Source organism: Novosphingobium sp. KN65.2 (assembly GCF_001368935.1).
Taxonomy (GTDB): Bacteria; Pseudomonadota; Alphaproteobacteria; order Sphingomonadales; family Sphingomonadaceae; genus Novosphingobium; species Novosphingobium mathurense.
The window spans coordinates 55343-77878 of the sequence record NZ_CCBH010000139.1 but is presented as its reverse complement, the minus strand read 5'-3'; the positions used below and the strand labels follow the sequence as shown (position 1 = coordinate 77878).

At 59.0% G+C, this 22536-nt stretch carries 19 protein-coding genes and 1 pseudogene; 14 read left to right on the top strand and 6 right to left on the bottom strand.

Annotation, left to right across the window (positions count from 1 at the left end; translation table 11 throughout):
* The 12 genes and pseudogenes from SPHV1_RS25415 to SPHV1_RS06780 all read left to right on the top strand — a co-directional run.
* Positions 1-1861, top strand: a pseudogene (locus SPHV1_RS25415) (type I restriction endonuclease subunit R); the annotation flags it as partial.
* Positions 1851-2588: a M48 family metallopeptidase gene (locus SPHV1_RS06825; RefSeq protein ID WP_054945281.1), complete on the top strand. Its 738-nt coding sequence runs from the start codon at positions 1851-1853 to the stop codon at positions 2586-2588. The pseudogene SPHV1_RS25415 and the gene SPHV1_RS06825, both read left to right, overlap by 11 nt.
* The gene (locus SPHV1_RS06820; RefSeq protein ID WP_197277673.1) at positions 2585-3346 is read left to right on the top strand and encodes an endonuclease NucS domain-containing protein; all 762 of its coding nucleotides are present in this window, start codon (positions 2585-2587) and stop codon (positions 3344-3346) included. The genes SPHV1_RS06825 and SPHV1_RS06820 overlap by 4 nt, the downstream gene beginning before the upstream one ends.
* A gap of 15 nt (positions 3347-3361) precedes the next feature.
* Positions 3362-3634 (top strand): hypothetical protein, encoded by a 273-nt coding sequence (locus SPHV1_RS25410; RefSeq protein ID WP_197277672.1) that lies wholly within the window; start codon positions 3362-3364, stop codon positions 3632-3634.
* A gap of 47 nt (positions 3635-3681) precedes the next feature.
* Positions 3682-4218: a hypothetical protein gene (locus SPHV1_RS06815; RefSeq protein WP_156367274.1), complete on the top strand. Its 537-nt coding sequence runs from the start codon at positions 3682-3684 to the stop codon at positions 4216-4218.
* A 396-nt stretch (positions 4219-4614) separates the two neighbouring features.
* Positions 4615-5295, top strand: coding sequence for a hypothetical protein (locus SPHV1_RS06810; protein WP_156367273.1), 681 nt, complete (start codon positions 4615-4617; stop codon positions 5293-5295).
* 439 nt (positions 5296-5734) lie between these two features.
* Entirely contained in the window at positions 5735-6082 is a 348-nt protein-coding gene (locus tag SPHV1_RS06800) for a hypothetical protein (protein WP_139383870.1), read from the top strand.
* 392 nt (positions 6083-6474) lie between these two features.
* The gene (locus SPHV1_RS06795; RefSeq protein ID WP_054945287.1) at positions 6475-7680 is read left to right on the top strand and encodes a cation:proton antiporter; all 1206 of its coding nucleotides are present in this window, start codon (positions 6475-6477) and stop codon (positions 7678-7680) included.
* Positions 7681-7820: 140 nt separating this feature from the next.
* Positions 7821-8021, top strand: a complete 201-nt coding sequence (locus tag SPHV1_RS06790; RefSeq protein ID WP_054945277.1) for a hypothetical protein — start codon at positions 7821-7823, stop codon at positions 8019-8021.
* A 299-nt stretch (positions 8022-8320) separates the two neighbouring features.
* Positions 8321-9631, top strand: coding sequence for a chromate efflux transporter (chrA, locus tag SPHV1_RS06785; RefSeq protein ID WP_054945276.1), 1311 nt, complete (start codon positions 8321-8323; stop codon positions 9629-9631).
* Between the two features lie 417 nt (positions 9632-10048).
* Positions 10049-10258 carry a hypothetical protein gene (locus tag SPHV1_RS24895; protein WP_156367272.1) on the top strand — a complete coding sequence of 70 codons (210 nt, stop codon included), beginning with the start codon at positions 10049-10051 and terminating at the stop codon, positions 10256-10258.
* Between the two features lie 109 nt (positions 10259-10367).
* Positions 10368-12806: a TonB-dependent receptor gene (locus SPHV1_RS06780; protein WP_156367271.1), complete on the top strand. Its 2439-nt coding sequence runs from the start codon at positions 10368-10370 to the stop codon at positions 12804-12806.
* A gap of 261 nt (positions 12807-13067) precedes the next feature.
* Here the strand turns inward: SPHV1_RS06780 and SPHV1_RS06775 are convergent, their stop codons facing one another.
* Positions 13068-13979, bottom strand: a complete 912-nt coding sequence (locus SPHV1_RS06775) for a hypothetical protein (protein WP_231634557.1) — start codon at positions 13977-13979, stop codon at positions 13068-13070.
* A gap of 344 nt (positions 13980-14323) precedes the next feature.
* Complete coding sequence (locus SPHV1_RS06770) at positions 14324-14890, bottom strand: DUF4440 domain-containing protein (RefSeq protein ID WP_197277670.1); 567 nt, start codon at positions 14888-14890, stop codon at positions 14324-14326.
* Between the two features lie 523 nt (positions 14891-15413).
* On the opposite strand from SPHV1_RS06770, the gene SPHV1_RS06765 reads away from it, so the two are divergent.
* Together SPHV1_RS06765 and SPHV1_RS06760 are read left to right on the top strand one after the other, a co-directional pair.
* A complete protein-coding gene (locus tag SPHV1_RS06765; protein ID WP_054945272.1) occupies positions 15414-16745 on the top strand; it encodes a PepSY domain-containing protein in 1332 nt (443 codons plus the stop codon).
* A gap of 85 nt (positions 16746-16830) precedes the next feature.
* Positions 16831-19041, top strand: coding sequence for a TonB-dependent receptor (locus SPHV1_RS06760; protein ID WP_176167920.1), 2211 nt, complete (start codon positions 16831-16833; stop codon positions 19039-19041).
* Positions 19042-19151: 110 nt separating this feature from the next.
* Here SPHV1_RS06760 and SPHV1_RS06755 read toward each other — a convergent pair whose 3' ends face one another.
* From SPHV1_RS06755 to SPHV1_RS06740, 4 genes are all read right to left on the bottom strand, one after another.
* Entirely contained in the window at positions 19152-19769 is a 618-nt protein-coding gene (locus SPHV1_RS06755; protein ID WP_054945270.1) for a hypothetical protein, read from the bottom strand.
* Positions 19766-20449: a HupE/UreJ family protein gene (locus tag SPHV1_RS06750; RefSeq protein WP_054945269.1), complete on the bottom strand. Its 684-nt coding sequence runs from the start codon at positions 20447-20449 to the stop codon at positions 19766-19768. The genes SPHV1_RS06755 and SPHV1_RS06750 overlap by 4 nt, the downstream gene beginning before the upstream one ends.
* A complete protein-coding gene (locus SPHV1_RS06745) occupies positions 20449-20940 on the bottom strand; it encodes a hypothetical protein (RefSeq protein WP_054945268.1) in 492 nt (163 codons plus the stop codon). Before SPHV1_RS06745 ends, SPHV1_RS06750 begins: the two co-directional genes overlap by 1 nt.
* A gap of 472 nt (positions 20941-21412) precedes the next feature.
* The gene (locus SPHV1_RS06740; RefSeq protein ID WP_054945267.1) at positions 21413-22483 is read right to left on the bottom strand and encodes an AraC family transcriptional regulator; all 1071 of its coding nucleotides are present in this window, start codon (positions 22481-22483) and stop codon (positions 21413-21415) included.
* Positions 22484-22536 lie beyond the last annotated feature (53 nt).

Genomic DNA, 22536 nt, shown 5'->3' with positions numbered 1-22536 from the left:
GGCGCTGACGCCGGACAACCTCTATGTATTCGTGGACGAATGCCACCGGACGCAATCGGGCAAGCTCCATTCCGCGATGAAGGCGATCCTGCCCGATGCGCTGTTCCTGGGCTTTACCGGCACGCCGCTGCTCAAGAAGGACAAGCAGACGAGCATGGAGGTGTTCGGCCCCTTCATCCACACTTACCGCTATGACGAGGGCGTGCGCGACGGGGTGGTGTTGGACCTCCTCTATGAAGCACGCGACATCGATCAGGACATCACCTCGCCCGGCAAGATCGACAAATGGTTCGAGGCGAAAACGGCTGGCCTCTCCGACCTCGCCAAGGCGCAGGTGAAGGAAAAATGGGGCACGATGCGCAAGGTCATGTCCAGCAAGTCGCGGCTGGAAAAGATCGTGCAGGACATCGTGATGGATTTCGGCACGCGCGACCGGCTGATGAGCGGGCGCGGCAATGCCATCCTCGTTTCGGACAGCATCTATAACGCATGCCGCTATTACGAGATGTTCCAGCAAACCCCGCTCAAGGGTCAGTGCGCCATTGTTACCAGCTATGAACCCACGTCCGCCGCCATAAAGAAGGAGGACACGGGCGAAGGCACCACCGAAAAGCTGCGCCAGCACCAGATTTACACCGACATGCTGGCGGGCAAGACCACCGAGGAGTTCGAGAAGACCGCCAAGAAGAAGTTCATCGAAGAGCCGGGGCAAATGCGGCTGCTGATCGTGGTCGCCAAGCTGCTGACCGGGTTCGATGCGCCTTCGGCGACCTATCTCTATCTCGACAAGCAGTTGGCCGACCACGGCTTGTTTCAGGCGATTTGCCGGGTCAATCGCCTTGACGGCGACGACAAGGAATATGGCTACATCATCGATTACAAGGACTTGTTCAAAAGCCTTGAGCGTTCGATGACCGACTACACATCGGAAGCCTTCGACGCCTACGCCAAGGAGGACGTGGAAGGGCTGCTGACCAACCGGCTCGAAAAGGCCGGGCAGCGGCTGGAGGATGCGCTGGAGACGATCCGGGCACTGTGCGAGCCGGTGGAAGCGCCACATGATACGCCAGCCTTCATCCGTTTTTTCTGCGGCGACAATGCGAAGGACAAGGAAAGCCTCAAGGCAACTGAACCCAAGCGGCTGGCGCTCTACCAATGCACAGCGAAGCTGATCCGCGCCTATGCCAACATCGCCAATGAGATGGAGGAAGCCGGATATGATGCGGCGGCGGCAAAGGCCGTCCTTGAAGAAATCGCCTTCTACGAGAAGGTCCGCAATGAGGTGAAGTTGGCCAGCGGCGACTTCGTTGACCTCAAGCTTTACGAACCGGCGATGCGGCACCTGATCGATGCCTATATCCGCGCCGAGGAAAGCGAAAAGATTTCCGAATTCGACGACATGACGCTGATTCAGCTCATCGTCGAACGGGGGCAAGACGCCATCAACGCCTTGCCTGAAGGCATCAAGGGCAGTCAGGAGGCGGTGGCCGAGACGATTGAGAACAACGTCCGCAAGCTCATCATCGACGAAACGCCGGTCAATCCGCGCTACTATGAGCAAATGTCCGCGTTGCTCGACGATCTGATCGAGGAGCGGCGCACGCAGGCCATCAACTACGAACAGTATCTCGCCAAGATTCTCGAACTGGCGAACAAGGTCGCGACCCCGCAGGGTGGCAAGACGCGCCCGTCTGAAATCGACACGCCGGAAAAGGTGGCGCTGTTCGATTTTCTCGGTGACGATGCGCCGCTTGCCGTTGCGCTCGATGCGGCGATCCGCGCGGTGAAAAAGGACGATTGGCGCGGCAACCTGATGAAGGAGCGAGAGATCAAGCGCGCGATCCGCCAGCATGGCTATTGAGATGCGCACCCTTTCCGTTGGCGGGCTGTCCATCGACTTGGTGCGCAAGTCGATCAAGAACCTTCACCTCGCGGTGTATCCCCCCGATGGGCGCATCAGGGTCGCCGCACCTTGGCATGTCTCCGAGGATGCAATCCGGCTCGCCGTCGCCAAACGCGTTGCGTGGATCAATCGCCAGCGACGCAACTTTAAGGCGCAGGAGCGACAGGCCAAACGACGATATGTATCCGGCGAGACTCACTATTTCCTTGGGCGTGGCTACCGCCTGCAGGTAATATCCAACGGTGCTACTTTCCGTGTGCGGTTAGGAGGTGCGAACCGGATTGAACTTGCCGTGCCAATTGATGCGGATCGTGATGCACGAGAGCAGGTCATGTTGCGCTGGCATCGCCGTGAACTACGCAAGCGAGCCGAAGCAGAGGCAGCCAAATGGGCGGCGCGGCTGGGGATCGATCCGCCAGTCGTCGGCATCAAGCAAATGCGTACGAAATGGGGCACGTCTAACCCTTCCGCGCGGCGCATCTGGTTAAATCTGGAACTGGCGCAGAAACCACCCCGTTGCATTGCCTACATCGTGCTGCACGAGTTGGTCCACTTTGAGCACCGCAAGCATGGCGACGAGTTCGTGGCAAAGCTGGAACGGTTTATGCCCAACTGGCGTGCGATCCGGGACGAGTTGAACAAGCTGCCTTTGGCGACACAACCGTGGTGCAAGGTGAAGGCATGACCACCCTCTTCAAAGTCCAGAACGGTCAATTGGTTCGGGCCGAACGTCGCGCGCTGTCACAGGAGCGGATGATCGAAGATTGGGTAGCGGCTGATCCCTCGCTGCTTGGTCTCGATGCTCTCATCATAGGTCGGCAAGTCGCCACGGACCACGGCAAATTCATCGACCTGCTGGCGCTGGACCGTTCTGGTGGGTTGGTCATTATCGAACTTAAGAAGGATCGCACACCGCGCGACATCGTGGCTCAGATACTCGATTATGCCACTTGGGTCCGAACATTGACCACCCCTGCTGTTTATGAGTTGGCCGAACGCCATCTGTCTGCGCGACTGGCCGCCACGTTTCAGGAACGTTTTGGCGGGCGCATTCCTGAACAGCTCAATGGCACACATTCCATGCTGATTGTTGCTAGTGAGCTCGACCCCACTTCACGTAGGATCGTCGAATACCTGTCGGAGGAGCATGGCGTGGCCATAAACACCGCCTTCTTCAACGTATTCGGCGCCGACGGCTCCGAATGGCTCACGACCGACTTCTTGCTCGATCAGGCAGCAGTAGAGGAGAGATCAGAACGAAAGGTCCGCGCGCCTTGGTCGGGCTTCTATTTCGTCAATGCCGGACTGGGAGAACATCGTTCATGGAAAGATATGCGCCGGTACGGGTACGTCCAGGCTGGGGGCGGTTCTTTCTATTCAGGGCGCCTGGATCAACTGAGTGTAGGGGACAAGATTTTCGTCTATCACAAAGGCGCGGGCTAGATAGGTTACGGAGTCGTGGCCTCCCCGAAGGTGCTTGCAAGTCAATTCGAAACAGCGAGCGGTCCTCTGTTCGAACAACCGTTGGAAGGCGCGGCCGTCAAATCCTGCTCTGACGACCCGAGCCTCGCCGAATACGTGGTTGGGGTTGAATGGAAACGCACCTTTGGCACTGAGGATGCGCGAACCTTTCGGGGAATCTTTGCCAACCAAAACGTCGTTTGTCGTCTTCGCGACCCAGCGACAGTTGATTTTCTCGTTCAGGAGTTTGGTGTTGAAACAGCAGAGTGATATTGGCCCAAGCGAAATGCTCATTTGTTCACTGTCATAGGATGATCATGTCGCTTCAGTTCGATCCCCGCACAGGCAAAATTACGTACAAGGGCAAGGAAGTAGGCGAACACATCTTCAAGGATGGCCGCTCTGCCGTGCGGCTCAACATCGAATACGAAGGTGGCGACGATTGGATCGTTCCACTAAGTTGGTTCGCTCATGGGCTTTCTGCGCTTGCCGAAAATCAGCCCACCCCGGCTTTGCTGACTGTTGATACGCCAGAGGATAGCATCGCCGAGATTTTCGAGGTCGTGCGCTACCTGACCGAGAAGCAGGTGAAGCGCGGGGGCTATATCTGGAAGTTCCATAAATCTGATGTCGATAATTGGCCGTCGCCACTGCATGGGCACGACTACGACAAGGGGCTGAAGCTGGATGCCATCACGGGCGATATTTACGATGTGGGAACGAAGGAGCGGTGCAAGACCCTAAAAGCGGGCGCCTTGCGACACGTCCAAGCAGAGCTAAGATCGTCGAAGGACTTTAAGGAAGCTGTTGCCAGCCTAATTGACGACGCTGCCACTAATTCGCGCCCCGCATAGCGCTTGCGATAAAAAGTGCCGCTTCATGTCATGTGCCATTTTGGAGGGCCATGGCGAAAACGTAGTGCCCATCACTATAGGTCGCGGCCCGCCAATCACTGTAAATTGCTGTTAAGATTCAGCATATTGCCGATGATATGATGGCTTCACCCAACGTAACGCCCAACAAGTGATGCCTTTTTTGCCTTTGAGTAGGCGCGCAAGAGCATCGTCGTCTTAATCAAAGCACAAGTATTGTTCCTTCGAACGCCGATGGATCGTGCAAAGTGAGGACATGCTTTTCTGAAAATGATTAAATTTCTGAATTGTATCAGTTCTTGGCGCTGAGAAAGTTCTTGTAGTGCTACCTCTCGATTGCGGTGATTCGTTATGCCGCGAAAAAAGGGGAATAATCCAATGAAGGTATCGCTTTACGGGGCCCTGATTTCTGTTGCTCTGGCGGCCTCGCCAGCCTTGGGGCAGGAACCTGCTGCAACTGTACAGTCAACAGGAACGTTGCGTGGACAGGTTCAAGAGGCCCCACAAGCTCCGGTTGCTGTCTTGGCGCCTGTGCAGCAGGTTAATGTCCTTCGGGCCGGGACAGAGATACCCCTCATCATGAGGGAAGAACTGACCACAAAGAAAAAGAAGCTTCGCGTGGGTCAGCGCTTCCAAATGGAAGTGTCAGAAAATGTTACGTCGAATGGGGTCGTGGTGATCCCCTCGGGAACTCCTGCGATTGGAGAGATAACCGAGGTTCGAAACAAAGGAATGTGGGGTAAGTCGGGATACATTGGTGCCCGCGTAGTCTCCTTGAGATTGGGAGACCGTCACATTCGTTTGACCGGCAATTTTGACGACAAAGGTGTAACAGGCACAGGTGGCGTTGTCGCAGCTGTTGCCCTTGTTCCCATTGCAGGCTTCTTCACCACCGGTACGAGTGCGTTCATAGCAAGCGGCGCGGGCGTGAAGGGCTTCCTCGACGAGGATATTGCCTTCCGTCCTGTTGCTTCGCAGCTGCAAGTTATCGACGTTCCGGTTCAAGCATCTGCGGCATCAACACCGGCAGCATCGCAGAACGCGATCCCTGCGAAGTAACGAATTTTCAAATTGCCCTGTTCGCTGTCTTTTGACTGGCGATGGGGCAATTCACACAGAATTGGAGGAGGTGCCGTGGAAGACCAGTCAAGGGTCGGAGCAGTGCAGCACATTATGGCTACGCTCTTCTCCGCACAGGACGCGATACGAGAATTGGCGCCTGGGTTCCGTTGGGCAGGCCTTGGCAAGCTTCCAGGTGACTACGATGAGTTCGTTGCCATCAAGCACTTTGGCCTAACCAAAGTCCTGGCTCGTTCGAACGGTTAGGTTATTTGCCGATTTACCGGATACGCCAGCTTCATAGACGCTTTTTGCTTATGCGTTGAAATGGCTGATCTTGACGGTAAGCAGGGATCAAGGTTGACGCCGTTAGGCGGTCGAAGAACAGATGCGTCAGGGCTCCAACTGTTGGGTTGTCGTGCAGGGGACGAGGTAAAGGATGAAGCATTTCACATTGATTGCCCTGGCAATCGCCATTCCCACTGGCGCGAGCGCGCATGCAAGCGGTTTCGAAATTACGCTTGCACGCGCACAGAACATGCAAGGCGCGATCGTGCCCGAAGTCGTATTGACCGTGGATACGGGGCGCACGCGGCTTGATCGAGGGCAGTTGCAGAATTCCGTCAGCAGTCAACTGTCGCGCGTCGGGGTCACTCCACACACGGTGGAGGTCCAGTCGGTCGCGACGGCAGCCATACAATTCGCCGCAGATCAGGACACGGGGCTTCAGAGCTTCTGCTACGAAAGATGGTGCGCCAGGGTCTCGCTTGCGAAGATCAGCCATTGATGTGATCTTGAACCATTGACGGTTATTCTCGGCGACAACCGCCGGAGCGCTTTCAATTTGATTCCTCCAAATGCAGCCAGTCTTCAACGTGCCCCTTACAACCTTCAGTGATCATTTTTGACGATCCGGGATACAGCACGCCCGCTTCCCCGATGCCGGTCGCAAATCGCTCAGCAGCTGAAAGTGGCGATCTGTTCCGCTGGCACCAATGGCCGAGATTGGAGGTGAGCAGCAATTGCTCGCGTTGAAAGGCTCCAGCTAGGACGGGTCTCGATCATCTATCCAATCCACAATTATCTAACGCGTCGCCTGGACGCGTGATTTACAGGCCTTGGGCATGGGCCGCATGACTCGACGAAACGGATCGGGGCAGAGGTAACGGCATGGCCGCCATGGGCACTTCGGAAATCTATCTGATCGCGCTGACTGCGATCCTCGGCGTGCCCTATCTCGTCTGGCGCCTCCTGCGAACCGAGTACTGGGCACCGCTCGTCGTGGTCCAGATCGTCGGCGGCATCCTGCTCGGTCCCGGCGTGCTCGGCGCGCAATTCCCCGCAACCCATGCATTCGTGTTCAACCCGCAGGTCCTGGGCGCACTCAACGGCGTCGCCTGGTGGGCGGTGATGATGTTCGTCTTCGTCGCCGGTCTCGAACTCGACCTCTCTGACGCCTGGACGCACCGTCGCGAGACCTCGATCACCGCCGCCTGCGCATTGCTGACTCCGCTGGCTTTCGGCGCTCTCGCCGCCGCGCTGTTGTTGCGCATGCCTGGCTGGATCGGACCGCGCGGCACTTATGCCCAGGCGGTGCTCGGCATCGGCATGGCCTGCGCCGTCACCGCGCTGCCGATCCTTGTACTGCTAATGGAAAAGCTCGGCATCTTCCGCAGGTCGCTCGGCCAGCGGATGCTGCGCTACGCCAGCCTCGACGACATCGCGATCTGGGGTGTGCTTGCGCTGATCCTCGTCGACTGGGAGCGGATCGGGCGCCAGGGCCTCTTTCTCGTAGCCTTCGCGGTCGCGGCGTTCGCGATCCGCGCTCTTTTCCGTCGGATGCCCGAGCAGGACCGCTGGTATCTCTCGTTGATCTGGCTTGCCGCGGTGGGCTTCGCGGCAGACTGGTCAGGGCTGCACTTCATGGTCGGTGCCTTCCTCGCCGGTGTCGTCCTAGACGCGCACTGGTTTGCCCGGGAGAAGCTCGACCAGTTCCGCGAGTTCCTGCTTTTGGCGGTGATGCCGGTGTTCTTCCTCAGCACCGGCCTGCGCACCGATTTCGGCGTCGGCGGAGGCATGGGCGCCGCCGTGGTGATCGGCGCCGCGCTGCTGTTCCTCGTTGCGTCGGTCGCGGGCAAGCTCGCGGGCGTGCACCTCGCGGGGCGCCTGCTTGGCTGGAAGAAAGGCGAGGCATCGCTGATCGGGTGGATGCTCCAGACCAAGGCGCTGATCATGATCATCTTCGTCAACGTGCTGCTCGACCGCGAGATCGTCACCTCCGAGACGTTCACTGCGCTCCTGCTCATGGCGGTCGGCTCGACGATGCTGACCGTGCCGATGACCAAGCCGCGGATGGCGCGGCTTGGCACGCCGGGAGACGAGTGAAATGCCAGGCGGGCTGGATGACCGCCAAGGTCCCAGACCGCCCGGCGAGTGCCTCGGCAGTGCTTTGCGAGTATCCTGAACAGCGCTGTCGTGGCTGATTCTCGGCGCATGGATGCCGAACTGGATGGGGGTCGGACATCTTGACGGAAGTCGCGCTGGTGGCGCTGGAAGGCTATCTTCTTCTTTCTATTCGCGCCATTCTTCTGGGTCCGGGGCCTGGCGAGATGCAGCTGTCCCAAGCCTGTCCAGGCACTACCGAACCGCGGATGGTCTCGATCGTGCTCACCCTGGCGATGATCGCCGCGGGATCACAACCCGTGCTGCTCGGGGCGATGACCTGACGCGATCTGGTTGTCTTCTGTCTTATCCAGACGATACGGGCAGCCGGAAGATTGGCGATCGAGGAGTCGCCTCGGCGTGTGTGAAACGGCCAGTTTTTCAAGAGAATCTCGTTGGCTCTTTCGGCAAAAGTCGGTCGCAAGAGCAATGATGCCTCCGCCCGTTGAATTGCCCTTGGCAGAACGCTGGCGACGCTGTTAGACAATTCACATCGGGACCTCGCAACCTCCCGATCAGGCGCTACCGCCCAAGTGTTGCCTTGATTGTCCGTGCTATCGCGGATGGAAAGGCATTGGTTTCAATGACGGTATCGACGCCTGAACCCGAATTCTCCGAGCTTCTTCGCGTATTCGCCCGCATTGGGTTCCTTAGCTTCGGCGGTCCAGCCGGACAGATCGCACTCATGCACCGCGAACTCGTGGAGGAGCGGAAATGGGTAAGCGAAGAACAATACCTTCATGCCCTGAACTTCTGCCATTTGCTCCCCGGCCCTGAGGCCCAGCAACTGGCGACCTGGATCGGCTGGAAGCTTCATGGCGTGCGCGGAGGATTATCGGCTGGCCTGCTGTTCATACTGCCGGGTGCTTTTGTCATTTTCGGCCTATCGGTCCTTTATGCCTATGCCGCACACCTCTTCTGGTTTGCCGCGCTCTTTCTCGGCATCAAGGCGGCGGTGGTTGCGATCGTTGCGCAGGCACTGATCCGTATTGCCGGGCGCGCCCTCAACACACCGGTGAAGCGGATTCTGGCAATAGCAGCGTTCATCGCGCTTTTCTTCTTCAGTCTTCCTTTCCCGCTCGTGGTCCTCGGGTCTGGCGCAATCGGCATGGTGGTCGCCGCTTGGCGAGCCGAGCTACTCGCCTTGAAGACAGGCAACGACAGCGTTTCCATCGCGCCGCGACCCTGGGGTAAATCTTTCCGGGCGGTCTGCCTTTGGGGAGTGATCTGGGTCGCACCTATGGCGTTCGTCTTTCTCACGGTGGGGCCGGACCACGTGCTTTGGCGGATCGGAGAATTCTTTTCTCAACTCGCAGTTGTGACCTTCGGTGGGGCGTACGCAGTGCTGGCCTATATGGCTCAGGAAGCTGTGCAGGCACATGGATGGTTGTCGGCGGGCGAAATGGCGGACGGCCTGGGCCTTGCCGAGACGACGCCGGGGCCACTGATCATGGTGACCCAGTATGTCGGGTTCCTTGCTGCCTTCCGCGCTCCGGAACCTTTCAGCCCGATGATCGCCGGCCTGCTGGGCGCCACGCTCACCACATGGGTGACCTTTGCCCCCTGCTTTTTGTGGATCTTCGCATTAGCACCATGGATTGAGCGTCTGGAACACGCGAAACGGCTTAAGGGCGGCCTGGCAGCCCTCACTGCAGCAGTCGTAGGTGTCATCGCCAATCTTTCGATTTGGTTCCTGATCCACGTCATATTCACCATCGTGAACGAGCAACGTTTTGGCTTTCTGCGGTTTGTTCTACCAGATTGGGCAAGCTTTGACTGGCGGGCCGCCTTGCTGGCTGCGCTGTCGGGTATTCTCATATTTCGTTTAAAAATGAATGTGATCAAAGTGCTGATCATAGCCGGGATTGGGGGCCTGCTGCTGGCACAGCTCTAAGTGAGCGTGCATGGAATGCGCAAGCTCTCGGCGTATGTGTCGGCGGCGTCAGCGGAACGGCAGTTGTCCCCGATCGTATTTTGAAAGCTGCCGATCCTTTTGTGGCCGACTTGCGCATGCGGAATGGCGAATCGGCCGGTTTGCAGCTGAGGAGTGAAAATCGAATTCTGATCGGCAGGGATGGGTCGAGCGGGACCTGTTCCTGCGTGCCCTTGTCGTAACTGCAGTGGCAATTGGTTACTTATAAGGTCGGCCGTTCATTGGCAGAGCTACCTATTGCCAGCTGTCACATCGGATTGGCAGCTTCTGACGGTCGAGCATCGGCTCCGACCTCGACGCCTTACTGCAATCCGCCTCGTCAGAATCATGCCCGGGACAAGCGGGATCGGTCCCAGCGTTGCGGCTATCGAGGCGAGAATGAAGGCGGTCAGCGGGGGCGATGGCACGGGTTCAATGCCGAGCGAACGCAGGCAGGCATCACGCGATGCGCTGACGGGAATTTCTGAAGTCGAGACTCTTGCCTCTCGAGGGCAAGATGGGATCTCGGGAAGGGGAGTGTATTTCAAACTTTGGATTGAATTTAGTTCAAACCTGAAATATGCAAATGCATATAATGATTCGCCGTGAACGCCGGATGTTCGTGCCTTCCTCGGGAGGAAGGCGCGAGGATTGACCGCGAGCGGGTCGGATATAAATAGAACGCTAATTCGAATATACAGATAAAGGGAGGCTCACGTTGAGCGACAATCATGCTAACCGAATTGCCCGTCGCATGAAGGCTGTCCTGACCTCAGGCACGGTACTTCCGCTGATCCTGTTTGCCGGGCATGCCCATGCCCAGGACGCGCAGGCAGCCGATGGCAATGACGCTGCAATGCCTGGCGAAATCGTGGTCACTGCGACCCGCAAGTCAGAGAGTTTGAGCAAGGTGCCGCTCAGCGTTGTCGCCAAGAGTCAGATCGAACTGGACAAGCAAGGTGTGCGGTCCGTGAAGGACATCGCCCAGATCACTCCGGGCATCACCTTCGGTCAATCCGCTATCCTTTACGGTACCGGGCAGAGCTCGATTGCCATTCGTGGCATCAGTTCGACGTCGGGTATTCCGACCACCGGCGTCTATATCGACGACACGCCCGTGCAGACCCGCGTCGGCGTAAGCCCCTCGCTCAGCAACCCTTATCCGCAGGTTTTCGATCTTCAGCGCGTCGAGGTTCTGCGTGGCCCCCAGGGCACGCTTTTCGGCAGCGGTTCCGTTGGCGGCGCGATCCGGTTCATCATGCCGGAACCCAATTACAGCGATGTGGGCGTCTATGCCCGCAGCGAGATAGCCACCACCGAGCATGGCAGTGAGAGCTACGAGGCCGGTATCGCGGGCGGCGCGCCGATCGTCCAGGACAAGGTCGGTTTTCGTGCCAGCGTCTGGTATCGTCACGACGGTGGTTATGTTGACCGGCTCGACCGCGCTACCAAGCAGCTGTCCAAGAAGGACACCAACAGCGAGAACAATTTCACGGCGCGGCTTGCTGTAGGGGCGAAGCTGTCGGACAGCTTCACTATCACCCCGTCGATCTACTATCAGGATCAGGACATCAAGGACAGTTCGCGCTTCGAAGTGGCAACGTCGAAGCTGTCATCGGGCAATCTCAAGAATAGCCTGAATGCAATTTCTGAGCCGCACAAGGAATGGTTCACTCTGCCTGCGCTGAAGATGCAGCTCGACCTTGGCAGTATGACACTCATTTCCGGCACGTCGTACTTCTATCGCAAGACGCGGACCGGGAGCGATGACACGACCCTTACCTATGCGTTCGATGCAGGCATTGTCGATGGGCCGTTTCCACTTCCCGGTTTTGAGGACTATGTGCCGACGACGCAGAGCCGCACGAAGCAGCGCGCGTTCACGCAGGAACTGCGGTTGCAGAACAACAATTCGAACGATCGATTCAACTGGATCGCCGGGTTCTTCTACCAGCGGTCGTATGTGCAGGACCAATATGTGGGCGTCGACCCGCGGATCCTGGACCTCATCAACTACGCACAGGATCAGGCCGGTGAGGAGCCTTTCGGCTCTCTGACGGACGTGTTCGGCGTTGAATTGTATGAAGGCAAGTATTCGCTTCTCCAGCGAAACAGGCACTGGGACAGGCAGGCCGCCTTCTTTGGTCAGGCGGATTACGAGATCCTGCCCAGACTCAAGTTGACGGCAGGACTGCGCTACACCATTGCCAATTACAAGTTTGAAGGGCTGACTGCGGGACCGGTTTACAGCACCGATGGTAATCTTGTTTCCGAGAAGAATACCGGCCGCACTCTGACACCGAAGTTCGGCATATCGTTCCAGGCTGACCGCAATAACCTGTTCTATGTCAACGCGGCCAAGGGCGTGCGGGGAGCCGGTGTCTCGCCTCCGGTCGGTGCCAACTGCGTGGCCGACGCTCAGGCGATCGGGTTCGATCCTTACGCCACGCTGACGGTCAACCCGGACTCGATCTGGAGCTATGAAGCAGGCAGCAAGAACAAGTTCTTTGGCGGGATGCTCTCGGTCGATGCTTCGGCCTATCATGTCGACTGGAAGAACGTTCAGACGCAGTTCGCGCTCCCTCAGTGCACTCTCTACACTGCGCTCAACCTGGGTTCCGCCAAGATCGACGGCTTTGACCTGTCAGTGGGTGTGCAGCCCGCCGAAGGGCTGACGCTCGGTGCCTCGGTGTCGTATATCCATGCCCGTTACACCACGCCGGTGACCGGATTGGTGCCTGATGGCACGGGCGACACTGTCCCTGGCATTATCCGCCCGGCCGGAGAGCCATTCCCTGGCGTCGCGCCCTGGACTGTCCAGCTGAATGGCGAATACAACCGGCCGATCGGCAATGCCGAACTCTATACGCGCGCGGATTTCAGCTACGCCAGCCACAACAAGAAGCCGGTTTTCGAATCGCCGCTATACGATCCGGCTTATCCGCGTTCTCCCGCCACTTCGCAGTTGAACCTGCGTTTTGGCGCACGCCTTGACGCATTGGGAGAGAAGGACCTGGATATCAGCCTTTTCGTCAACAACGTGACGAACGAACAGCCGCTTCTGAGCCTCTATCATGACACACTCAATGCGCCGAGGTTCCGTTCGGGCACCTTCCGTCCGCGGACCATCGGCCTGACGGTTTCGGTCAGGAAGTAACCGGGCCGAGATGATCCTTTGATGTCCTGCTCTTGCGGACTTTGCTTCCAACAGGGCTCCGGTGCCGCAAGCGGCATCGGAGCTTTGTTGCAATTTCGCTGTGGATCTGTGTCGCAATGCACGCAGCAGCCCGTGGTTGGCAGAGGCAGGCTACTGTGAGCACGTCGGGCGAATACGCCTGTTTTCCGGGAACGCCGTGATGAGGCAGGGTCACGGATCGGGCCCGGCGCCAAGACCGCTTCCGTCGATTGGAGGGCCCGTTTAAGGGATGTCCTCGCCTGTCTTCATCTGGACGGTGCCGTCGGTATTGACCTTGAGCAGCGCGTCATCCCTTTCGCAGAAGTATTCCGTCATCTCGTAATCCGGATCGCGCTTGTATTCGTACGTGAAAACGTACGGTTCGAGCAGGGTCTCGGGATCCTCGATGGAGATGACATTTTCCATCACATCCGGTCCCGTCAGTCGAATGCGCTCGGTGATGACCATTTTCAGACTATGGGGGATGTCGAAGAATCGGACGTCTTCCTTCACGCCCTTCGTGGTTACGATCAGGGTGTCGCCTTCCCACCGACCGGATGAGAAACCGTAGAATGACGGGTTGAGGTCTTCGAGCGCCGGCATCGGCCGGTTCAGGTAAATGCGCCGTGTTTGTGTGAAAAGTTCTGCCAGGACGGTGACTTGTCCGGGCGTTTGAAGAATCTCCAGCGGGAAGATGGCGGCCATGATCCCAGGCATGCCTTCGGGAAGGCACAGCGTGCTGGGATCGACCAGGGGAGTGCCGGCAGCCAACATGGCCTCGCGTTTCGCGCGAAATTCCTTCCATTCCGTCGCGTACGGTTCCTTGAGCCTGGGACCGTCGCCCGGGACCGGAAATTCGATGAAGGCGTCTTCGGCGTCGCTGGTGTCATCGGGATAGGATTCCCAGATGCCTGAAATGTTCTGTCCCACGATCTGGCCGGCCTGAGCGCCCGCGATGGGGGTTTCGGCATTGACCGAGGTGCACAAACCTATCGATAGAGCTGTCGCTGAAAGTAAGGTTAGTCTTCTGAGACGCATGGGTTCTCCCTTAGATCCTGCCGATCGGAACGGTTTTCGATGTTCTGCCGGAAGCGGTATCGCGCGCAGGCTCGATCGCCAAGAGTTGAGATATTCGATCCATAATCTCAGGATCATATCAATGAGCTGTGATTTTACGAGCGGGCAGGCGAATACGGTCTATCGCAAGAACGCCTGTCGCAATTCATGAAGTGAGCTGCCGGGGCGAGGGTCTCTCTTGCCGCAGGTCCATTCACCTCGCGCGCGGCTGGTTGAATGCGATACCTTGCAGCGCTGTTGGCTGTACCAGCTGTTACCACCTGCATTGCCGACTGGCAGGCTATTGGGCCACTCACGCAGTCTCTCGCGATGGCCCCTCACGCAGAACCGGTTGTTGGCGAAAAATCCGGCCTTCTTGTCAAGATAACTCGGTGCCGAAGGGATGGGCGACCCGACAGCCGCCCGTTTCCCTGTCTTTGTTCTTACGACGCCGATCGCGAAGCATCGTCGATAATGTAGCGCCAGCCGCCATCGGCCTCCTTGCGCATCACCTCGATGCCGCCGCCGGTAAGTTCCTGCTTCACGCCATCGGCGTTGAAGAAGTTCATGCGCCAGTGGTTGGTCGTCAGGGCGATGTTTTCATAGACCATGTGGCGACGATTACCCAAGACGATCTGGGGTTTCAGCGCCAACAGTCCTGCAAGGTCCGTGCGCACTGCGGCCTTGCCGGACAACGCCACGCCGTCGGGATTCACGTAGTAGACATTCTCGACATAGAGATCGACGAGGCCTTCGAGATCGCCGCTATTCATGCGCTCTTGCCAGGCGTCATAGAGTTTGTCGATATCGGTCACGGGAGGCACACCAGACGCTTTGGCCGGAACGGCGGCGCGGGCCGACCCACTGAAACCTGCTGCCAGCGCACCTGCGGCCATCATGCGAAGGAAGCACGAGCGGGTCACTCCGTCGTCGGTCCCCTCAGCGGCTTGGGTGGACACTTCATGGCCCTCAAAAGCACTTTGCCATGACTTGCGAATGGATCCGATCACACTTTGGCTCCTCTGCGGGTCTTGCCTGGCGGGCGCTGCACAATTGCCGCCAAGCACCTGATTAAAGTAACAGTTAGAGGCAGTTCAGCGCAGGCGTCAATTTCATCTTCGGCCTAAATCCCAATTGTTTCGGTCAGGGGTCGCGCCCGATCAGAGCCGCGCGGATGGATCATGGCGAGGTTGGTCCCGGATGATCGAACAGGCCCGGTTTTCGCCTGTTTGTCTGCCTTGAGCAATGCTGGATCGGGCGGGTTGGGGCGTATGCTCACGACGCCGCCCAGGGCCCTGTCGCTGCCCCGATTGAGGTCACGTAGGCCGAAATTGCAATGTATTCGAGAATGAGGGCAATTCTGTCAGCGCCCGGACATGCCATTTTAGGCTCAAACTAATTACAGGCATACGGTCATGTCCTTTCAGGGTGATCCGGCTTGGCGCGCCAAGGTCCTGCCAGCCGGCAGGGAGAGCGGTCACGGTCTGATCGATGAATGGGCTGCAAGGGAGCGTTGATTTTGGAGCTGGCAGGTTGAGCGGTCCGTCGCAAGTTCAGTCACTTTTCACAAAGGTCCATCGTTACGTTGGGCTGACGCTTGCGTTTTTCCTCATCATCATCGCCGGCACGGGCAGCATAATCGCGTTTTATGACGATTTGGAGCGCACCTTCAACGCGCGCATGCGCGTCGTCGTGCCGCAGGAAAAGGGATGGACGTTGGATGACGCGCTGCGGGTCCGAGCGCAGCTTGAGGCGCAGGACCCGCGTTCGCACGTTTTCTCTCTGCAATTTCCGCAGAAGCCCGATGAAGCGCTGTTTTCCAGGGTCATGCCGGCCATCGATCCGGTTTCCGGGCGGCCTTTCGAGATCGACTACGATGAAGTCTTCGCCAATCCCTATACCGGCGAACGGCTTGGCCAGCGGGTGATCGGTGCGGCTACGCTGCGGCCGGAAGGCCTGCCTTCGTTCCTCTATTACCTCCACTACGCGCTGATCTTCCCGCTCGGGCTGGGTATTCTGCTGATCGGCTCACTGGGTCTGGTCTGGGCCTTCGAAGTCCTGACCGGCATCTATCTGACACTTCCGCCCAAGCCCAAGAAAAGCAAGGCGGGCAACCCTCCGCGGCCTTTCCTCAAGCGTTGGTCGACATCGTGGAAGGTCAGCAAGGGGAACAATTCGAACCGCTTTATTCTCGATCTGCACCGGGCTTCGGGACTTTGGCTTTGGGCGCTGTTGCTGATTTTCGCGGTGTCCGGTTTTGCAATGAATCTTGGCGGCTATTACGCGGCCATTGTCAGCAAGTTTGCGGATTACGAACACTTCCAGGAGGCTCCGCCGCGCCCGCCCTTGAAGGAACCGCTGCTCAACCCACCGGTAGACTGGTTTCAGGCTGCGGAACTCGGGCAGCGTTATTTCGCGGAGCAGGCCCGGGTCGAGGGCTTTACGCTCGGCAAGCCGGCCGCCCTCGAATACCGCCGCGATCTCGGCCTCTATTTCTTCCTGATGCACACGTCGCGCGATCTGCTCGACGGGCAGGGCAACCCGACTGAGACGAATTCGCCCGCCACTGCCGCGACCATTGCAATCGACGCGCGCGATGGCCGGTTCGTCGGGCTGCAACTGCCCCGGGGCCAGCGTTCCGGGAATACCGTTACGAGCTGGCTGATGGCGCTGCACGTGACCGCGATCGGCGGACGTCCGGTACAGATTGCGGTCTCCCTTTTCGGCCTGCTTGTGGTGGGCATTTCCGTAACTGGCGTTCTTCTGTGGTGGCGTCGGCGCAAGGCGCGCCGTCCCAAGCCTCGGCGAGCGGCAAACGTTCCAAATCCGAAGGGCGAACCGGCCAAGGGCGGTGCGACCCGGTGATATTGGTAAATTAGGCAAGACAATCAATGAAGACGGGGAATACAAAATGAGGAAATCTACGCGATACCTTTTCAGGCTCTCCTGCATGCCAATATCCGGAGTGGTCCTGCTTGCGTTGAACGCCGCGCCGGCAATGGCGCAGACCAGCGCCGACAGCACGGCCGTGGGCAATGAGATCCTGGTTACCGCCCAGAAGAGGGAAGAGCGTCTCAAGGACGTCCCGGTGCCGGTCACGGCCGTCGGGGGCGAGGACATGCTGGCGCAGAACCAGACCAAGGCGCAGGAATTCTTCGCCAGCGTACCGGGCGTGAACCTGCAGTTCCAGAACAACCGCGCGCAGCTGGCGATCCGCGGCATCACGACCAGCCCGGTGACGGGAAACCCGGTTGTGGGCTTCACAGTTGACGACGTGCCTTACGGTTCGTCCACCGGGCAGGGCGGTCTGTTCGGCGCGGCGCCTGACCTCGACCCGTCCGAACTTGCACGCGTGGAGGTTCTGCGCGGACCGCAGGGCACGCTCTACGGCGCCAGCAGCATGGGCGGCCTGGTCAAGTATGTTACGGTCGATCCCGACCTTGACGGCCTTAGCGGTTCGGTCGGCGCGGGGGCGCACATGATCCACAAGGGTGGCCAGTCGCTCGGATACAACCTGCGTGGCGCGATCAACGTACCACTGGGCGACACCTTTGCCGTGCGCGCCAGCGCCTACACGCGCAAGGAGCCCGGCTACATCGACAATGTTCGCACCGGCAAGAAGGATGTGAACTCGTCGCGGGTGACCGGCGGACGGCTGGCTGCGCTTTGGCAGGCTTCGGATACCTTCTCGATCAAGCTCAACGCCCTTTACCAGGTGCGCGACATCTATGGTTCTTCGAACGTCGATTCGACGACGGGTTCGTTTTACAAGCAGACCGATCAGATCGGGGCCGGCCGCAGTCAGTCCGATGTCCAGCTGTACAGCGCCCAGATCAATGCCGATCTGGGGGGTGTGGACCTGACGTCGATCACCGCCTATTCGCGCGCCACCAATTACGACTTCATCGATTTCACGGCATCGCCGCTGACGGCCTTCCTGTTCCCGGCGATCTTCCCCCCCGAAATCACGGAATTCGGCAACGTGTTCCGGCAGGTCTACAACGTGGGCAAGTTCTCGCATGAAACGCGTCTGTCCGGCACGGTAGGCAGCAACATCGACTGGATTGTCGGCGGCTTCTACACGCGGGAATCCGGCAAGTACGATGTCGATGCCTTTGCCACCAATCCTGACGATGGCAGCATCTACGGCAATCCGGTGGTCTGGCGCGACAAGATCAAGTATCGGGAATACGCGGGCTTCGCCAATCTGACGGCCAGACTGTCCGATCAGTTCGATATCCAGTTCGGCGGACGCTACAGCAAGAACAACCAGCGCATGCTCCACCGCGAATGGTTCCAGGGCCTGCCTTATCCCGCAGAGCCGTTTGCCGGCGTTACCAGGCCGAAGGCCAGCGGCAGTGCTTTCACTTACCAGATCACGCCCCGGTTCAAGCCTACGCCCGATCACATGATCTATGCCCGCCTCGCCACGGGTTACCGCCCGGGAGGCCCCAACGCTGCCTGCAGTGAAGATCCGGTCGAGCCGGTGCCCTGCCAGTTCCGTCCGGACAAGACCACGAACTATGAGCTGGGCGCGAAGGGCGATCTGCTGGGCCGGATGCTGTCCTACGATTTCTCGGTGTTCAACATCGACTGGAAAGACATCCAGATCACGCAGGTGTCCTCGCTCGGCACGTTCACCTATAACAGCAATGCAGGCAAGGCGCGCAGCCGTGGCTTCGAGATCGCGTTCGAATCCCGGCCGGTCGATGGGCTGACCCTGAAGGCGTGGTGGGCCTATGTCGACGCCAACCTGCGCGAGGAGTTCGCCTCCGGTACGGTCTACGCCGTAAGGGGTGATCGTCTGCCGTACTCGAGCAAGAACTCGGGCCGGTTCTCGTTCGACTACGATACCGCGGTATCCGACAGGACCAAGGTCTCCTTCGGCGGGTCCGCGACCTATGTCGGGGAACGCAAGGGCGAATTCGTGCCCTTCGAAGATGCGGCGCCGTTCCGCGCGTCCTACCCCGGCTATGTCCAGTTTGACATCAATGCCGGAGTTGAGTTCGATAACTGGAACCTTCGCGTCTTCGTCCAGAACCTGACCAACAAGAATGGCGTGATCGGCGGCGGTTTCTACAACCAGAGCACTTTCAACGCAGACTGGTTCAACTACGTTCAGCCGCGCACGATCGGTCTGAACATCGAACACTCGTTCTGATCGGACGAACCGACCGGCGCACCTGGCGCCGGTCGGTTCAGGTCATGCGAAAAGGGCCGCAGCGGGGGGATCCGCTGCGGCCCTTTCTCGTTTTGTGGACCGACTTTGAATTACCGGGGGTTGGGGGAAAGTTCCCGATCCTGCTCGGTCCGTCCGTCGAGCACCTTCGAGCCGACAATCCGGCCCGATGTGACGAGTGTCAGGCGCACGGTCGACAGCCCCCGGTTCTGCCAGTGCCAGCCGTGAATTCCCGAGAAGGCCGCGACGTAACGGCCATGCTGTTGATTGCCCTTGGCGATCGCGTAGCTTTCGGTGAGGGCTTCGCCTCCTTCGAACGGATGGGCATGCATGTCGTAGTTGAGCGGACCATCGGCGCTCCACGAAAAGACAATCGGGGCATCCTTGTCGAGAACGTATTTGAGCTCGATCTCCTGATAGGGTTGCAGCTCGTACGTCCAATGGTCGCTTTGACCCGGCTCCGGTGCGAGGGCCGTGTCGCTTGCAGTCAGAACGCCCTTGCGCTTCAGCCCGCGTTCAAGCGTTTCGCCTGCCTGCGGATTGGCGATCTCGGTCAGACCGCTTGCCTCGCCAAGCCCGGTGGGGTCGATGCCGAACTCGGCAGGGAAGACGAAAACCACTGCAATGGCTGTCACTGTCGCAACAGCAGCAGCGCCGAGCAAAATGATCTTGCCGCGGCTTGGCGTGCCGGTCGGTTGTTCATCGGTCATGATATGAAATACTCCCGTGTCTGTTCGAGCATGATCGCTGCCCCGCCTGCCACCAGGACCCAGTTTGCAACTCGCGCACCGGACTTGAAGCCCGGGCGGCTGCGCCAGAGGTTGAGCAGGGAGACGACGAAGAACAGGACGAGGATCTGGCCCAGTTCCACGCCCAGATTGAAGCTCAACAGATTGATCACCAGCCCATGGTTGGAAATCGAAAGGTCGAGCAGTTTTGTGGCAAGGCCCAGGCCGTGGCAGAGCCCGAAGACGAGAACCGCCAGACGGGTATCGAACGTCCAGCCCAGTTTGCGCAGGAGGCCGAGGTTTTCGGTCCCCTTGTAGATGATCGACAGGCCGATGATCGCGTCCACGATATGGCTGTTCGCGCCGGTATGGAACAGCACGCCGAGAAGCAGGGTCAGCGAATGTCCGATCGTGAACATCGAAACGTAGAGGACCACGTCGCGCAGTCGATAGAGGAACATGACCACGCCGATCAGGAACAGGATGTGATCGTACCCGGTGACCATGTGTTTCGCGCCCAGGTACAGAAACGGCACGACCGCCGGACCCTGGGTTGCCGTGACGAAGGCGCGGTCGCCTTGCGCCACGGCGTGCGCCATGGCCAGATCAGGCCAGACCAGCAGGCAGGCAAGCGCCGCGACCAACCAGGCGATGCGCGGCATCAGGGTTGCGTACCTGTGCTTTCATCGGTCGGGATGCCCGGGGCCACGCTCACGGGGTTGGGCATATATACTTCGTGGCAGGCACTGCAGACGTTGTAGAGCGTGCCGCCGACCTCGAGCACCTTGTCGGGGTCATGCGATTGGGCTGCGGCTTCGGCCTGACCTGCCACGTCGACAAGACCCTTGGCATAGTCTTTCCAGTCCGCACCGCGGCCTGCAGCATATTCAGGCTCCTGCAGTGTTGCCCCATACTTTTTCAGGGCGCGGGCACCCTCGAGGACTTCTTGCCATTCCGCCGCGGTTTGCGGCACGATCTCGCGCGATCCATTCTCGTCGCTGATGAACTGCACGGCGTTCCAGAAGGTTTCCGCGGCAGGCTGGACATGCAGGAGCATCTCCGCCTTGATGTCGGCGGCCTTTGGTTCTTCCTGCGCCGAGCATCCGCTGCATAACAAGATCGTTGCGGCACTGATTGCGAGTATTCTTCCCATTGTTGCCCCTCGTTGCAGATCGCTGGCCGCGATGCGGCACTTCTGTCGAAGTTCTGTCAGCCATGCGCGTGCAACGGAAATGATTTGCGGTAACTTTTAGGTTACACGCCCGTCACGATCGGAAGGACAGACGGGGCCGGGCATTGCAAGTTCGCCGCCTGAGCCGGTTTCAGGCAGGTTTTGGCCCTACGCGCTGCCGGCAGGTGGATTGCGGCGCTGTTGCGCGATGCGCCCCACGGTCCGGCGATCCGTACCCGTATCGAACCGTTTCACCACGTTCAACGGGCCCATCAGGTGGCGTCGGTGGGAACTGTCTGGCGAGGATATGCCCGGGAAGGGGGAGTCAATTCCTGCTATGCGCCGCACGTCGCGGTTTCGAGCACCATACTGAGACTGCCTGCAAGAATGGGTCGGTCGGTACGAACGCAATCAGGCCGGATGTACACGACATCGCCATCTTCAACTTCGGGCTTCAGGCTTCGGGCCTGCGCAGGAACCGGCCCGGGGAAACGCCGGTCCAGTCCTTGAAGGCGCGGGAGAAGACTGCGGTGTCGGAATAGCCCAACTGCTCGGCGGCCACCGCCAGCGAGATTCCCGGCTTGGACAGGATTGTCCGGGCCCTTTCCTTGCGGGCTTCTTGAAGGAGTTCCCGGAACGATGTGCCTTCCTCGGTCAGGCGCCGACGCAGCGAGCGTTCCGAGAGCTTGAGTTCCGCCGCGACCGTGACGCAGCCGACATGTGTCCGTCCGAGCCAGCGCGCGATGACGTCTTTCGTCAGGGACACGATACTCTCGTTCGGTGCTGCTTCCGGCCCCATCAGATCGAGCAGGTGCCATTCGAGGATGTTTCGCAGCTTGAGGTCTTCCGAGGGAACCGCACTGACGAAAGGCTGGTCAAGGTCATCGTTCCGGATCACCAGGCCGTTGGCCAGTTGATTGCCCACGACAGGTGCCCGGAAAAATTGCTCCAGACGGTTCTCGCGGTTCTTGATCGCATGTTCGAAATGCACACCGGCAGGGGCCCATTTCGGGGTCGTGAGTTGCCTCGCCAGATTGACGAAGCTCGAAATGGCGAACTCGGCATCCTGAGCCCGCGGCCAGACGTTTTCATCCTCGATGCGATACCAATAGGTCGTGGTCTCGTGATCGCGCTGGCAGTCGAACAGCGTCCGGGTTTGCATGCGCGACTGGAACAGCCCGAGATAGTTCATTGCACCCCGCAGCGTTCCCGAAGCGCGCAGCAGTGCGTAGAACGGTCCCATGTCCGCCAGACCGAAATTCATTCCCACTTCAAGCCCCAGATAAGGGCGCTGGAACTTGTGCGCCGCCTGTTCCATAAAGGCGACATAGCGATGGAGCGGTATGAAATCGTAAGGTGTTTCAAGCTGCGACCGAAACAATCCATGTTCGCGTAGCAGTGGATCGATCCGCTTGCCCACATCGGACAGCACGTCGAGCAGGGCCTTCAGAAAAAGCAGCCGGATCGTTCCCAGATTGCCTTTCGATTGGCCTTCGGAGGGCGGGAGAGAATTGGCTTCCAGCATGATAGAGATGGATACTGGCCGATTATGCAAATGGTCAATCCCTAGCTGCAATT